Origin of the sequence: Nocardioides kongjuensis, from assembly GCF_013409625.1 — a bacterium.
Lineage (GTDB): Bacteria > Actinomycetota > Actinomycetes > Propionibacteriales > Nocardioidaceae > Nocardioides > Nocardioides kongjuensis.
The window spans coordinates 1,866,744-1,879,790 of the sequence record NZ_JACCBF010000001.1 but is presented as its reverse complement, the minus strand read 5'-3'; the positions used below and the strand labels follow the sequence as shown (position 1 = coordinate 1,879,790).

Genomic DNA, 13,047 nt, shown 5'->3' with positions numbered 1-13,047 from the left:
CCGGACCGGTCAGGACGTGTAGAACGACGCGGCCGTCCGGGACACCAGCCGGGCGAGCACGGCTCCACCCCGCGGTCCGGGGTGGATGCGGTCGCCGGCGAAGTCCGGGACCCGGGAGCGAAGGGCGGCCCAGTCGGCGATCCGGGCGTTCTCGTGCGTGCGGACGTAGTGGCGGAGCTTGGCGTTCGCCGGACCGATCCACGATCGCGGTCCGCTCGCCGTGACCAGGACGAACCGGTGTCCCGGCCCGGCGGCCCCGATGGCGTCGGCGAGCTGGTGCGCCGCGAAGTCGCCGTTGGTGCCCAGCGCGATCACGACCACCGGTCGCAGGGTGCCGGCCCTGCGCAGGTCGCGGATCCGCTTCTCCAGGCTCCACATCTGCATCCCCACGCGGGCGCGGATGTCGGCCTGCGGGAGCAGGTCGTAGAGCGCCGGCGCCGCGGCGACGGTGACCGAGTCGCCGATGACGGTGAGGTCGCGGCCGTCGTTCGGCGCGGGCACGGCCCAGGGCGACGATGCCGGTCCCGGTCCCGGCGCCGGCCCGGGTGCCGGCGCGGGGGCGGGTGGTGCCGCGCGGTGTGCCTCGATCGCGGCCCGGCCGGAGTCGAGGCTCACCTGCAGGGCACTGTGGTCGCGGGAGTTGCCGATCCCGGCGGTGACGGAGGCCGAGACGAGCGCGGCGACGACGGTGCTGACGGCGACCCCGACCAGTCCGCTGCGCCGCCCGAGCGCCGCCACCCGTTGGGCCGACGCCCGGTAGCCGACCCGCTGCACCGGCTGCTCGAGATGGCGCCACGACAGCGCTGCGAGCGCAAGGGTGATCGGTACGGCGGCCACGGCGAGCGGCACGCCGGGCGCCACCTGCAGCAGGACCACGATCACCGGCCAGTGCCACAGGTAGATGCCGAAGCTGCGCTCCCCGGCCCAGCGCAGCCACCGAGCGGACAGTGCGATCGCGACCGGCGACCGGCCACAGTCGGGGCGCCGTGAGTCGGCCGTGACGTGGAGCACGACGAGCGCCGTGGCGCCCGCGACGGCCGCCGTGCCGCCGAGGTAGGTGAGCGGGGAGGCCCAGGGCAGCGCCGCGATCGCGAGCAGGGTGCCGGTCGCCGCCGCGACCGCCGTCCGCAGCCGCACCTCGACCGTCCACAGGGCCGCGGCCGAGCCGACCAGCAGCGCGAAGCCGTGCGTGTCCGTGCCGAAGTAGAGACGGTTGAGCGACGCGCCGCCGACGTGTCCGGCGGCCATCGCGGCGACGCTGAGCACGGCGAGGAGCGCGACCGCCTGGCCGCGCCGCTGCGATCCGGTGCGCCGGGTGAGGGTGAGCAGGAGCCACAGCAGCAGCGGCCACAGCAGGTAGAACTGCTCCTCGACGGCCAGGGACCACAGGTGCTGCAGCACCGGCGCCTCGAACCGGTCGGCGTACGACGAGGGCACTCCGGCCTGGTACCAGTTGCTGCTGAACGTCAGCGCCGCCAGCACCTGCTGCCGCAGCCTCACCTCCAGGGCGCCGCCGAGCAGCCCGGCGGTCGCGGTCACCGCCAGCAGCACCGCGAGCAGTGCAGGCAGGATCCGGCGGGCTCGACGCACCCAGAACTGCGCGAGGCGCGGGCGTCCCGAGGCGTCCGCGTCGCGCACCAGGTGGGCGGTGATGAGGAAGCCCGACAGGACGAAGAACATGTCGACGCCGAGGAAGCCGCCCGGCAGTCGGTGCGGGAACAGGTGGTAGCCCACCACGGCGAGCACGGCCACACCCCGGAGCCCGTCCAGGGCGAGCACCCGGGCAGGGCGGGACGCGGGGAGCCGGTCGATCGGGTTCACAGGGAGCAGCTGGCCCGGACCGGTGTCAGTGCGCGCGGCGGGTCGCCGCGGCGGCCAGCTGCTCGAGCACCCGGCAGGCCTCGGCGTCCCAGCCGGCGTCGGCCTGGCCGCGGTGCAGGGCCTCGACGGCCTGCCGGGCGAGGTCGTCGATCATCGACTCGACCTCGGCGCGCGCGCCGCAGCCGTCGATGATCGCGCGCAGCTCGGCGATCTCCGTGTCGGACAGGGCGGTGCCGAGCGCTGCGTCGAGGCGCTCGGCCTCGGCGGGGGAGGCGTGGTCGAGCGCCAGCGCGACCAGCACGGTCCGCTTGCCCTCGACGAGGTCGTCGCCCGCGGGCTTGCCGGTGGTGGCCGGGTCGCCGAAGACACCGAGCACGTCGTCGCGCAGCTGGAACGCCTCGCCGAGCGGCAGGCCGAAGGCGCTGAGCTGGTCGAGGGTGGCCGCGTCGGCCCCGGCGAGCGCGGCGCCGACGTGGATCGGGCGCTCGATCGAGTACTTCGCCGACTTGTAGCGCAGCACCGTCATCGCCTGGGCGACGTCGGCGCGGCCGCGGGCCTGGACCGAGACGTCCAGGAACTGCCCGGCGATCACCTCGGAGCGGCACAGGTCGAACACGTCGAGGGCCGGGCCGACCCGGTCCCAGCCCAGGCCGCAGCGGCGCAGCAGCTCGTCGGACCACGACAGCAGCAGGTCGCCGAGCAGGATCGCCGCGGCGGCGCCGTACTGCTCGGGGTCGCCGCGCCAGCCGTCGGCGCGGTGCGCCCGCTCGAACGTGCGGTGGGTCGCGGAGCGGCCGCGGCGGGTGTCGGAGGCGTCCATCAGGTCGTCGTGGACCAGCGCGCTCGCGTGCAGCAGCTCGAGGGCGGCGGCGGCCCGTCGCACGGCCTCGGCGTCGGCGCCGGCCGGCGCCCCTGCGAGCGCGGCGTACCCCCAGTGGCAGAACGCCGCCCGGAACCGCTTGCCGCCCGACACGGTGACCCGCGCCTCGGACAGCAGCCGCGCGGCGTCCCCGCCGAGCGGCGCGAGCCGGGTGGCCTGGTCGGCGAGGAAGGCGTCCAGGGTGGCCTGGACCTCGGTCCGGAAGGGGGTCGGGTCCCACGCCTGCTGTGTCACCCGAGTGAGCCTAGTGACACCTGCGATTGACGAGATGCCCGACCCCGGCCCGCTCCGGCCACCTACACTGCGGCACATGACCACCGGTGCTGGGCGCTCCCTCGGCGAGATCATCCGTGAGGGCGGCCATTCGTTCTCCTTCGAGTTCTTCCCTCCCAAGGACGAGGCGGGTGAGGCGCAGCTGTGGGACGCGATCCGGGCGCTCGAGCCCTACCGCCCGACCTTCGTGTCCGTGACGTACGGCGCCGGTGGCAGCACGCGCGACAAGACGGTCGCGATCACCGGGCGGATCGCCCGTGAGACCTCCCTGGTCCCGATGGCCCACCTGACCTGCGTCGGCCACACCCGGGCCGAGCTCGAGGGCATCCTCGACTCCTATGTCGCCGAGGGCGTGAGCCACGTCATGGCGCTGCGCGGCGACCCGCACGAGGGTCCGCGCGCCGACTGGACCCCGACCGAGGGCGGCCTCAACTACGCCGTCGAGCTGGTCGAGCTGGCCCGTTCCCGCGGCGACTTCCGGATCGGCATCGCCGCCTTCCCCGAGGGTCACCCCTCCGCGGAGTCGCTCGACGCCGACGCCGACGTGCTCGTCGCCAAGGCGAGGGCCGGCGCCGAGTTCGCGGTCACCCAGATGTTCTTCCGGGCGTCCGACTACTTCGACCTGGTCGAGCGGGTCCGTGCCCGCGGCGTCGACATCCCGATCCTGCCGGGCATCATGCCGATCCTGAACCTGGCCGCCATCCGCCGCCAGGGCGAGCTGATCGGCACCAGCGTCCCGGAGGACGTCGTCGAGCGGATCAGTGCGTACGACGGCGACCCGGCCGCCGTGCGCGCCGAGGGCATCCGGATCGCCGCGGAGCTGTGCGACGAGCTGCTCGCCGGCGGTGCGCCCGGCCTGCACTTCTACACGCTGAACCGGTCCAAGGCGACGCTCGAGATCTTCGAGGCGCTGCAGATCACGGTCTGACGCCGGCCGCTCGGGTCAGGCCGGGCCGATCAGCTGCGCGACCAGCGCGGCCGACTGGGTCACGAACGGCACGCCCGCGCCCGGAGCGGTGTGGGCGCCGGCGGCGTACACACCGGGGACGGGGGTGCCCGGACCGATCCGGCGCCGGACCGTGCCGCGGCCCTGCCACAGCACGCCCATCGGCGAGCCGCGCCACTGCTCCACCTGGTCGCGCGGCGACAGGTCGACCCGGGTCACGACGTTCTCGCGGACGTCGAGCCTGTGGCGCGCGAGGGCGTCGAGGAGGTCCTCGGCGATCTTGCCGCGGCCGTGGATCGTCCACGCGGCGCCGCCCTCGGGTGCGCTGCCGCCCGGACGCACGGTCAGGAGCGGCTCCTCGTGGATGACCAGCTCGTGCGGGAGGTCGGGTACGTCGCCGGCCAGCCCGACGTGCGACACGACCGGCGGGATCGCGGGCATGGTGCGCTCGACGTGCGGAGCCAGGACGGGCAGCCGGCGCGGGTCGATCGCGACCACGACGGCGTCGGCGTCGGCGTCACCCACCGCCGTGCGCACGGCGACCGCGCGGCCCTCCCGCAGGACCAGGTCCTCGACCTCGAGCCCGGTGCGCACCCGCACGCCGCGGGTCTCCAGGCGCGCGGTCAGCAGCTCGACGACCCGCCCCATCCCGCCCGGCACCTGCCAGCCGCCGAAGCACTGCTCGAGGTAGGCGGTGACGCCCACCCAGGACGGCACGTTGCGCAGGTCGTGCCCCTCGGCGACCGCGGGGTGCCCGGCGACCAGGGCCAGCCGCTCGTCGCGGAACGCGTGCCGCAGCCGCTTGTGGAGCGTCTCGCGGATGTTGAACATCGAGTCCAGCTCCTTGGGGACCGCGCCCTTGGTGCGCGGGTCCCAGGGGACCTCGACGTAGTGGCGGCGCAGCACGTCCCACACCGGTCCGTAGACGTCGACGTGGGTGGCCCACGTCTCGCCGAGGCCGGGGCCGAGCGCGTCGAACGCCGCGATCTGGCCGGCCCGGGAGCCGCCGGGCAGCAGCACCGAGGTCCGATCGGCGAACCGGTGCTCGCGCAGCACCGGCAGCGGCTCGAGGTCGGACTCCAGCTCCTTCTCCAGCGCACGCCCGGACTTGCGGAACAGGTCGCGCAGGGCGGCGGGCAGCAGCGTGCTCGTGGGCCCCGCGTCCCACCGGTACCCGTCCTGCTCGACCGGCGCGAGCGCCCCGCCGAGCCGGCCGGACGCCTCCAGCAGCGCGACCTCGTGGCCCAGCTTGGCCAGTCGGGCGGCCGCGGCCATGCCGCCGAGACCGCCGCCGACGACGACGATGCGCACGCCTCAGTCCTTCGCGACGGCGAGGGGCTCGGCGCCGGTCAGCGCGAGCAGCTCGTCGTAGGTCGTGGAGAAGACCGCCGCCGGGTGCCCGGCCGCCGCCCAGACCACCTCGTGGCGCTGCAGCCACGGGTCGAGGTAGGTCCGCACCGGCGCGGGGTGGCCGATGGGGGAGACCCCGCCGATCACCTGGCCGGTGTGCTCGCGGACGAACTCCGGCTCGGCGCGGCGCAGCGTCGGTCCGCCGATCGTGGTCTGCACGAGCGCGGTGTCGACCCGGTGCGCGCCGGAGGTCAGGATGAGCAGCGGCGTACCTTCGGCGTCGAAGAGGAGACTGTTGGCGATCGCCCCCACCTCGCAGCCCAGGGCCTCGGCGGCCAGTGCGGCCGTGTGGACCGAGTCGGGCAGAATGACGATCTCGCCGGTTCCGCCCCGGCGCTGGTGCTCGTCGCGGAACCGGGTGATCGAGGGATGCTCGGCCGACATGGGGGTGACCCTACCGAGCACGACCCCACCACGGACTGGAGGAACCATGCCCGAGACCGACGCCGAGCAGCAGGCCGCTCAGGAGGCCGCGCAGCCGGACGAGGTCACGCCCCGGCCGCCCGCGGTCGTGATCGCGTGCTGGCTGCTGTGGTCCCTGGTCGCGGCCGGCCTGCTGGTCTGCGTGCTCGTCGTCACCCAGCGCGAGGACCTCGGCAGCGTCTGGTCGCCGATGCAGGTGGGGGACAGCACGGTCCGGCCGGTCGAGTTCGTCCCCGTGATCCTGGTCCTGTACGGCGTCACCGCGGTCTTGTCGCTCACGCTGATCGCGCTGTTCCGGGTCGGCTACAACTGGGCTCGGCACTCCCTGGCCGCGATCGTCGCCGGCGTGATCGTGGTCGCGGTCGGGACCGTGCGCACCGACCCGCCGACGATGGTCGACGGCATGGCGATCGCCGCAGCCGTGATCAGCGCCGTGACCCTGGTCTTCCTGTGGCACCCCCAGAGCCGGGAGTACGTGCGCCGCGCTTCCTCTTGAGCTGTGTCGGACCCCCGGTGTACCTTCGGATCATTCGAACACCTGTTCGAACAGATCCGGAGGAGAAGACGCCGTGGCCCAGCAGTTCGCCCCTCTCACGGTCAGCCCGCACACGCTGCCGGCGACCACCCACAACTACCTGATCCGGTCGGCAGAATCGCTGAGCGAGGCGGTCGCCGCCCGTGACGTGGCCACCCGCTACGCCTGCGCCCACGTGGCCGCGCTTCGGGCCGCCGCCGCGCTGCTGGCCGCCCGGGCCCGACCGGAGGCCGGTCGCCGACGCGCCCAGCGCAACGCGTGGGTGCTGCTGGCCGAGGTCGCACCCGAGCTGGCTGAGTGGGCCTCCTTCTTCGCGGCCGGCGCCGCCAAGCGCGCTGCGGCCGAGGCCGGCTCGACCCGCGCCGCCACCGAGCGCGAGGCCGACGACCTGGTCCGCGACGCGGACCGCTTCCTCGCCCTCGTCGAGCAGTCGCTCGGCCTCACCCCGCACGTCCCGCTCGGCGAGCAGCTCGCCGGCCTGGCCGTCGGCTGACGGAGTGCCTGGCCGAGCCGCCGGGAGGTGACCACTAGTGTTCGGGCCATGGCCTCTCGCGAGCAGCGTGGATCGGTCCGCACCGCGGTCGTGTGGGACGCCCTCGAGTCCGCGCTCGCGGGTGGACCCCGCGACGTGGTGGACCTCGGTGGCGGCACCGGCGGCTTCGCCGTCCGGCTCGCGGAGTCGGGCCACCGGGTGCGTGTGGTCGACCCCAGCCCCGACGCCCTGGCGGCGCTGGCCCGCCGGGCGCGGGAGGTCGACCTCGAGGTCTCCGGGCTGCAGGGCGACGTCGCCGACCTCGTCGAGGTCGTCGGCGCCGGCAGCGCCGACGTCGTGCTGTGCCACGGCGTGCTCGAGGTGGTCGACCCGTCCCTCGCGCTGGAGCGGATCGCCGAGGTGCTCCGGCCGGACGGCCTGCTCAGCCTCGTCGTCGGCCAGCGCCATGCCGCCGTCATCACCCGGGCCATGGCGGGCCACTTCCAGCAGGCCCGCGAGCTGCTCGACGACCAGCAGCCCGTCGACACCCGCACCGGTCGCCGATTCACCGTCGACGAGGTCCGCGACCTGCTCGCCGACCACGGCTTCGGCGCGGTCTCGGTCCACGCCGTGCGGGTCTTCGCCGACCTGGTGCCCGCGGCCCTGGTCGACCAGGAGCCCGGTGCCGCCGCGGCCCTCGTCGACCTCGAGCGTGCGGTCGCCCAGCGCCCGGAGTACCTCCCGCTGGCCACCCAGCTCCACGTCCTGGCGCACTCCGCCTCCTGACGCCCGGCGGACCCGACCCCCGCGGCCCGGGGGCGGGTCGTGAGCGTCACCTGCCCGATCCTGCACGTCGACATGGACGCGTTCTACGCGTCCGTGATGATCCGCGACCGCCCCGAGCTCCACCACGTCCCGGTCGTGGTGGGCGGCGGGCACCGCGGGGTCGTGCTGTCCGCCAACTACCCCGCGCGCCGCTTCGGCATCCGCTCCGGGATGTCCGGCGCCGAGGCCGCACGCCTGTGCCCCGACGCCGTCACGATGCCGCCCGACTTCGGTCTGCTCACGCCGGTCTCGAAGGCGATCATGGAGACCTTCCGCACCGTCACCCCACTGGTCGAGGTCACCTCGCTCGACGAGGCCTTCCTCGACGTGCGCGGCGCGGTCCGGCTGTTCGGGCCGCCCGAGGTCATCGCCGAGCGGCTGCGCTCGCGGATCCGCGCCGAGCACGGCATCACCTGCTCGGTCGGCATCGCCGCCTCCATCTCGGTCGCCAAGCTCGCCAGCCGGCAGGCCAAGCCCGACGGCGTCCGGGTGATCCCGCCCGACCGCTTCGTGGCCGAGGTCCACCCGCTCGACGTCGGAGTCCTCTACGGCGTCGGCGAGGCCACCCGCCAACGGCTCCACCGCCTCGGCCTGGTCACCGTCGGCGACGTCGCCGCCATCGAGGTCGACCTGCTGCGGCGGATGCTGGGCCACCACCTCGGTGGCCACCTGCACGCACTGGTGTGGGGGAGCGACCGCACCGAGCTGGTGCCCGGTGGTGCCGGTGTCTTCGGGTTCGGGGAGGGCGAGCCCGAGGGCAGCATGGGATCGCAGCACACCCTGGCGGTCGACGTACGCGATCGGGCGCAGCTGCACCGTGAGCTGCTCCGGCTGACGGCCCGGGTCGCCGCCCGGGTCCGCGGCGCCGGCCGCACCGGCCGCACGGTCACCGTCACGGTCCGCTTCGCCGACTTCACCACCGTCCAGCGCTCCCGCACCCTGCGCGAGCCGACCGACGTCACCCAGGAGGTGTACGCCGTCGCGGTGCCCCTCCTCGACGGCCTCCTCGACGCCCGCGGCCCACGCCCGCCTGCGGTCCGCCTGGTCGGTGTCCGGGTCGAGGGCCTGCGCCGCCTGCGCCCGGCCGACAGCCGCCAGCTGGCCCTCGGTGAGCGCGACCCCGGGTGGCCCGACGCCGACCGCGCCGTCGACCGCGCCGTCGACCGCTTCGGCAGTGCCGCCGTACGCCGGGCCAGCCTGCTGTGAGCCGATCGCGGCATGGTCGGTCCCGTGGTCCGTCGTGACCGTCCCGGATGCCGACCGGACAATTTCGGGGGACGGCCTACCACCGCTGGAGATGCCTGCCTACACTTGGAGAAAGAGTCATCGGGCGGGCGAACCGCCTCACACGTGTCGGAGGATTCGGTGCCACTCTCGGAAGAGGAGTTGCGACTGCTGGAGCAGATGGAGCGCGCCCTCAGCGAGGAGGACCCGAAGTTCGCGTCCACCCTCCGGGGCACGACCCTCCGCCAGGCAGCCCGCCGCCGCGCCATCCTCGCCGGCGTGGTCTTCGCCGGCGGCATCGCCGTGATGATGGGCGGGGCCGTCAGCGGCTACTGGCCCGTCGGCGTCGCCGGCTTCCTGATCATGCTCGCCTCGGCAACCATCCTGCTCGGCTCGATCCGTGGCCAGCGCAGCGGAGCCGCCCCCAACATCTCGGCGCACCCGTCCGGGTTCGGCGTCGTCGACGGCGGTCGCCGCGGCCACCACGGCCGCGGCCACGGCCGCTCCTCCAGCTTCATGGAGACCCTCCAGGCCCGCTGGCGTCGCCGCCGCGACCGCGGCGGTTTCTGAGCCGAGTCCACCGGCACCGCCCGAGCCCGCCCGTCCCGACGCCGCGTCGGGACTAGCGCCGCCAGACCGACATCGGCAGCCACCGTGCGCGTCGCCGTGCCTGAGGCGTGACGCCGGCCTCCAGCGCGGCGACGACCAGGGCGCCGTCCTCGGCGACGGACGTGTGCTCGAGCGTGGCCACCGCGCCGGGGCGTGCGTACCGGGATCGTTCGACGGCCAGGACCAGCCGCTCCAGGGCGTCGGCGGCCTCGGGGGCGGCGTCGGGCCCGGTCCGCGGGCGTTCGTCCGGACGATCGGTCGGGGTGGCGAGGTGGTCGAGCAGGAAGGCACCGGCCTCGCGGGGGGAGCGGCCGGCGGGCCAGGGCAGGCCGAGGTCGACCGCCGTGGCGCGGACCTCGTGCCAGACGTCGTCGGGCGTCCCGGCGAGTCGGCTGCGGCGGCCGCGGGTCCGGGCGGTGGTGGGGCCGCCGATGGCGGCGAGGCCGGCGAGCAGCAGCACGAGCACGACCGCGCTGCCGATCAGCAGCGGCAGCGGCAGGCTCCGGCGACTGCCGGCCGATGCGGTGCCGGGGTCGCGGTCGATCTCGGGGCGCCGGTTCGGACCGGCGCTGGGTGCGGCGGTGCCGGTGGCGCCGGAGGGGGCGGAGGTCGCAGCGCTCGGGCCGCCCCGCGGGTCGTCGCTGCCGCCGTCGACGGGGACCCGGGTGTAGGCGGGCACCTGCTGGACCCGGCCGGACGGGGTCGGCTCGAAGCGCACCCAGCCGGACCCGGCGAAGTAGAGCTCGGGCCAGGCGTGCAGGTCGTGGCTGCTGTAGACCCAGGTGTCGTCACCCGCCGGGTCGGGCTGGAGGAAGCCGACCGCCACCCGGGCAGGGATGCCGAGCACCCTTGCCATCACGGCCATCGCGGAGGCGAACTGCTCGCAGTAGCCCACCCGGCCGTTGCGGGCCAGGAAGCCCTCGAGGGTCTGGTTGCCGGTGCCCTTCGGGGCCTTCTGCAGGTCGTAGGTGAACCCGCCGTCCTGGCGGAACCAGCGTTGCAGGAGCAACGCCCGCTCGTAGTCCGTCGTGGCCCCGGACGTCACGTCGCGGGCCAGGGTGCGCACCAGCGGGGGCAGCGTGCTGGGGACGTGGAGGACCTCCTCGGACACGTCGCCGGTCCGGGAGTCGCGGAAGAACGCGCGGTCGGTTCCGAAGTCGAGGCTGACGCCCTTCATCGTGTAGCTGATGTCGCGGGTGTCCAGGTCGTTGTCGGCGGCCAGGAAGTCCATCGTCGAGGGGTCGAAGCGCCAGTCGCCGGGGGCGTCGACCTCGGCGACGGGGTACTGCGTGGGCAGCCAGGTCGAGTCGAGGTCGTCGGTGACCGACACGTCGTAGCCGTAGGTGGTGCGCGGTACGTCGTCGGAGAGGCCGGCGGGCAGCGGGACCGCCCCGTTGGCCCGGTCGGCGCGCGCGACGTCGCGGTCACCGCTGCTCCACTCGTCGCCGGTGTAGCGGTTGAGCACCGAGATGCGCAGGTAGGACGGCGCAGGGTCGTCGGTGCGCACCTCGACGAGCGGCACGTCCGCACCGCGCTCGAGGTCACGGCGCATGTCGGCGATCGGCTTGCGGATCCGGATGTCGCCGTTGCCCTTGCCGGTGCCGAGGTCGAGCACGTTCACGCCGACCGACGGCAGGAACAGCGGTACGACGAGCGCGAGCGCGGTCGCGGTGACCCCGATCCGCCCGGCCCCGGCGCGCATCGCCTCGCGCAGCGGGTTGCCGCGCCACACGGAGTCCTGCTGGGGCCCGACCGTGCGGCCCCAGCGCAGCAGGTGCTCGCGCGACTCGAGGTGGAGCAGGACCAGGAAGCCGGCGGCGGCGCCGAGGAAGCTGGTGGCGTCCGGTCCGCCGTCGAGCACGCCGCTGGGGAGCGCGTAGACGGCGAGCAGGCCGAGACCCGCGGCGGGGACGCGGCGCAGGGTGCAGGCGAGGGTCTCGACCAGGACGAGGACGGCGGCCCCGGCGACGACGAGCAGCGGCCACACCGGGGCGACGCGGTCACCGATCGGGGCGGCGTACTGGCGGGAGGTGCGCACCGACGCCTCCAGCGACTGCCAGATCTCGGCGGCGGTGCCGCCGACCGGGACCAGCGACCCGGTGATCTGGTGGGACACGAACACGGTGGCCAGCAGGACCTGGACGACGGCGGTCACCGCGCGGGGAGCGCCGGACCAGCGCAGCGTCGCTCCGCTCAGGGCCAGCAGTCCGGCCAGGACGGCGAGCGGGCGCAGGTAGCTGCCGGGCGCCTCGACGAAGCCGCGCCACGCGGTCAGGGCGGCCCACGTCGTGAGCACGGCGACCACGCCGAGCAGCAGCACCGGCCCGAACGGGCCCCGCCGGTCGGTGATCGTCGGGCTGGCGCTGGTCATGCGCGGGCACCTCCGCGCACGGGGGCCCGGCCGAGCTCGCGCCAGGCGACGTCGAGGTGGTCGCGCGGGCCGAGGGCGGTGGCGCGCCAGGCCAGCGACGTCACGGGTGCCACCGCGGCGGCACCGAGCCCGGCGCGGCTGGGGGACCACTGGTCGACGTCGAGCACCAGGGCCAGGGCTGCGCCGGCGTCGTGCCGGATCCGGCGCAGGGCTGCGTTGTCCTCGGGCAGGAAGCCGCCGAGCACGGCGACGACGACGCCGCCGCGGGCCTGCTCGCCGGACCAGGTCACGTCGAGCGTCGAGCGATGCGCCATCTCGACGACGGCGAGGTGCTCGAGCGCGCGCTCCGCGCCGAGCGTGGGGTCGCCCGCAGCCCCGCCTCCGATCCCGTCGGCGGTGCAGAGCTGGACGGCGTATCCGTGCTGCTCCAGGTGCATCGCCACCGACGCGGCCGCGATCACGGCCGCCTCGAGGCTGGACGCCGGGCCCTGGCCGCGATGGGCGAGACGCCGGTTGTCGAGCAGGACGGTGGCGTGCGCCTCCCACGGCTGCTCCTCGCGGCGCACCATCAGCTCGCCGATGCGCGCGGAGCTGCGCCAGTGCACCCGGCGCAGGTCGTCTCCGCGCCGGTACTCGCGCACGCTGACGTCCTCGGCGGACCCGGACGCGAAGGCCTGGGGACGGTGCTCGCCGGCGCCCTGCCAGCCGCCGGTCAGCGGCACCGCGGGGAGAGGGACGACGCGCGGGGTCACCGTCAGCTGGGCGGTCCCGCCGATCGGCCGGCGCCGCTCGACCAGGCCGAACGGGTCGGCCAGCCGCGCGACGACCGGCCCGACGACGTACCGGCCCCGGATGTCGGAGCGCACCGGGTACGACACCGTGCGCTCCCACGCTCCGCCGAGGCCCTGCAGCACGAACCGCGCTCGGCCGCCGAGGGCGTAGGGCAGGGTGTCCTCGACCAGCAGGGCGCCGTCGGAGCGCTTGCGCTCGCTGGCGATGGTGAGGTCGATCCGCGCGGTCTCGCCGGCACGGAGCAGTCGGGGCCAGACCGTGCGCGCGACCGTCGGGTCGTGCTTGCGGCGGCTGACCACGAAGGTGGCCAGCAGGGGGAGGGCCAGCACCAGCACCCCGACCCGGGTCAGTGCCGGCTGGTCGAAGCCGACGGCGCACACGACCGCGGTCGCCCCTGCCGCGACGAAGGCGCGTCCGCGGAGGGTCAGGGAGGAGAGGTGCCGGCGCATGGGCTGACCGTGTCCCT

General features: G+C 75.1%; 12 protein-coding genes. 6 read left to right on the top strand and 6 right to left on the bottom strand.

The window, feature by feature from the left end:
* Nucleotides 1-9: 9 nt before the first annotated feature.
* Nucleotides 10-1,821 (bottom strand): acyltransferase family protein, encoded by a 1,812-nt coding sequence (locus BJ958_RS09030; protein ID WP_179726529.1) that lies wholly within the window; start codon nucleotides 1,819-1,821, stop codon nucleotides 10-12.
* A 25-nt stretch (nucleotides 1,822-1,846) separates the two neighbouring features.
* On the bottom strand, nucleotides 1,847-2,935 hold the full coding sequence (locus BJ958_RS09025; protein WP_343052621.1) for a polyprenyl synthetase family protein: 1,089 nt from the start codon (nucleotides 2,933-2,935) through the stop codon (nucleotides 1,847-1,849).
* Nucleotides 2,936-3,011: 76 nt separating this feature from the next.
* Between BJ958_RS09025 and metF the strand changes: the two genes are divergently transcribed.
* Nucleotides 3,012-3,902 carry a methylenetetrahydrofolate reductase [NAD(P)H] gene (metF, locus tag BJ958_RS09020; RefSeq protein WP_179726527.1) on the top strand — a complete coding sequence of 297 codons (891 nt, stop codon included), beginning with the start codon at nucleotides 3,012-3,014 and terminating at the stop codon, nucleotides 3,900-3,902.
* A gap of 15 nt (nucleotides 3,903-3,917) precedes the next feature.
* On the opposite strand, the gene BJ958_RS09015 is transcribed toward metF, so the two are convergent.
* The gene (locus BJ958_RS09015) at nucleotides 3,918-5,231 is read right to left on the bottom strand and encodes a phytoene desaturase family protein (RefSeq protein WP_343052619.1); all 1,314 of its coding nucleotides are present in this window, start codon (nucleotides 5,229-5,231) and stop codon (nucleotides 3,918-3,920) included.
* 3 nt (nucleotides 5,232-5,234) lie between these two features.
* Nucleotides 5,235-5,714 (bottom strand): YbaK/EbsC family protein, encoded by a 480-nt coding sequence (locus BJ958_RS09010; RefSeq protein WP_179726526.1) that lies wholly within the window; start codon nucleotides 5,712-5,714, stop codon nucleotides 5,235-5,237.
* Nucleotides 5,715-5,760: 46 nt separating this feature from the next.
* Between BJ958_RS09010 and BJ958_RS09005 the strand changes: the two genes are divergently transcribed.
* From BJ958_RS09005 to BJ958_RS08985, 5 genes are all read left to right on the top strand, one after another.
* The gene (locus tag BJ958_RS09005) at nucleotides 5,761-6,249 is read left to right on the top strand and encodes a hypothetical protein (protein WP_179726525.1); all 489 of its coding nucleotides are present in this window, start codon (nucleotides 5,761-5,763) and stop codon (nucleotides 6,247-6,249) included.
* 73 nt (nucleotides 6,250-6,322) lie between these two features.
* Complete coding sequence (locus tag BJ958_RS09000) at nucleotides 6,323-6,781, top strand: SAV_6107 family HEPN domain-containing protein (RefSeq protein ID WP_179726524.1); 459 nt, start codon at nucleotides 6,323-6,325, stop codon at nucleotides 6,779-6,781.
* 48 nt (nucleotides 6,782-6,829) lie between these two features.
* Nucleotides 6,830-7,546 carry a methyltransferase domain-containing protein gene (locus BJ958_RS08995; RefSeq protein WP_179726523.1) on the top strand — a complete coding sequence of 239 codons (717 nt, stop codon included), beginning with the start codon at nucleotides 6,830-6,832 and terminating at the stop codon, nucleotides 7,544-7,546.
* A gap of 39 nt (nucleotides 7,547-7,585) precedes the next feature.
* Nucleotides 7,586-8,791, top strand: a complete 1,206-nt coding sequence (dinB, locus tag BJ958_RS08990; RefSeq protein ID WP_343052618.1) for a DNA polymerase IV — start codon at nucleotides 7,586-7,588, stop codon at nucleotides 8,789-8,791.
* A 159-nt stretch (nucleotides 8,792-8,950) separates the two neighbouring features.
* On the top strand, nucleotides 8,951-9,379 hold the full coding sequence (locus BJ958_RS08985) for a DUF3040 domain-containing protein (RefSeq protein ID WP_179726522.1): 429 nt from the start codon (nucleotides 8,951-8,953) through the stop codon (nucleotides 9,377-9,379).
* Nucleotides 9,380-9,431: 52 nt separating this feature from the next.
* Here BJ958_RS08985 and BJ958_RS08980 read toward each other — a convergent pair whose 3' ends face one another.
* The gene (locus BJ958_RS08980; protein WP_179726521.1) at nucleotides 9,432-11,789 is read right to left on the bottom strand and encodes a transglutaminase TgpA family protein; all 2,358 of its coding nucleotides are present in this window, start codon (nucleotides 11,787-11,789) and stop codon (nucleotides 9,432-9,434) included.
* Nucleotides 11,786-13,030, bottom strand: a complete 1,245-nt coding sequence (locus tag BJ958_RS08975; RefSeq protein WP_179726520.1) for a DUF58 domain-containing protein — start codon at nucleotides 13,028-13,030, stop codon at nucleotides 11,786-11,788. Before BJ958_RS08975 ends, BJ958_RS08980 begins: the two co-directional genes overlap by 4 nt.
* Between the last annotated feature and the right edge of the window lie 17 nt (nucleotides 13,031-13,047).

What these genes read in the sequence shown, in the direction of transcription:
- metF (WP_179726527.1), top strand. Translation starts at nt 3,012, where the DNA reads ATGACCACCGGTGCTGGGCGCTCCCTCGGCGAGATCATCCGTGAGGGC.
- BJ958_RS09010 (WP_179726526.1), bottom strand. Translation starts at nt 5,714, where the DNA reads ATGTCGGCCGAGCATCCCTCGATCACCCGGTTCCGCGACGAGCACCAG.
- BJ958_RS09005 (WP_179726525.1), top strand. Translation starts at nt 5,761, where the DNA reads ATGCCCGAGACCGACGCCGAGCAGCAGGCCGCTCAGGAGGCCGCGCAG.
- BJ958_RS08995 (WP_179726523.1), top strand. Translation starts at nt 6,830, where the DNA reads ATGGCCTCTCGCGAGCAGCGTGGATCGGTCCGCACCGCGGTCGTGTGG.
- BJ958_RS08980 (WP_179726521.1), bottom strand. Translation starts at nt 11,789, where the DNA reads ATGACCAGCGCCAGCCCGACGATCACCGACCGGCGGGGCCCGTTCGGG.
- BJ958_RS08975 (WP_179726520.1), bottom strand. Translation starts at nt 13,030, where the DNA reads ATGCGCCGGCACCTCTCCTCCCTGACCCTCCGCGGACGCGCCTTCGTC.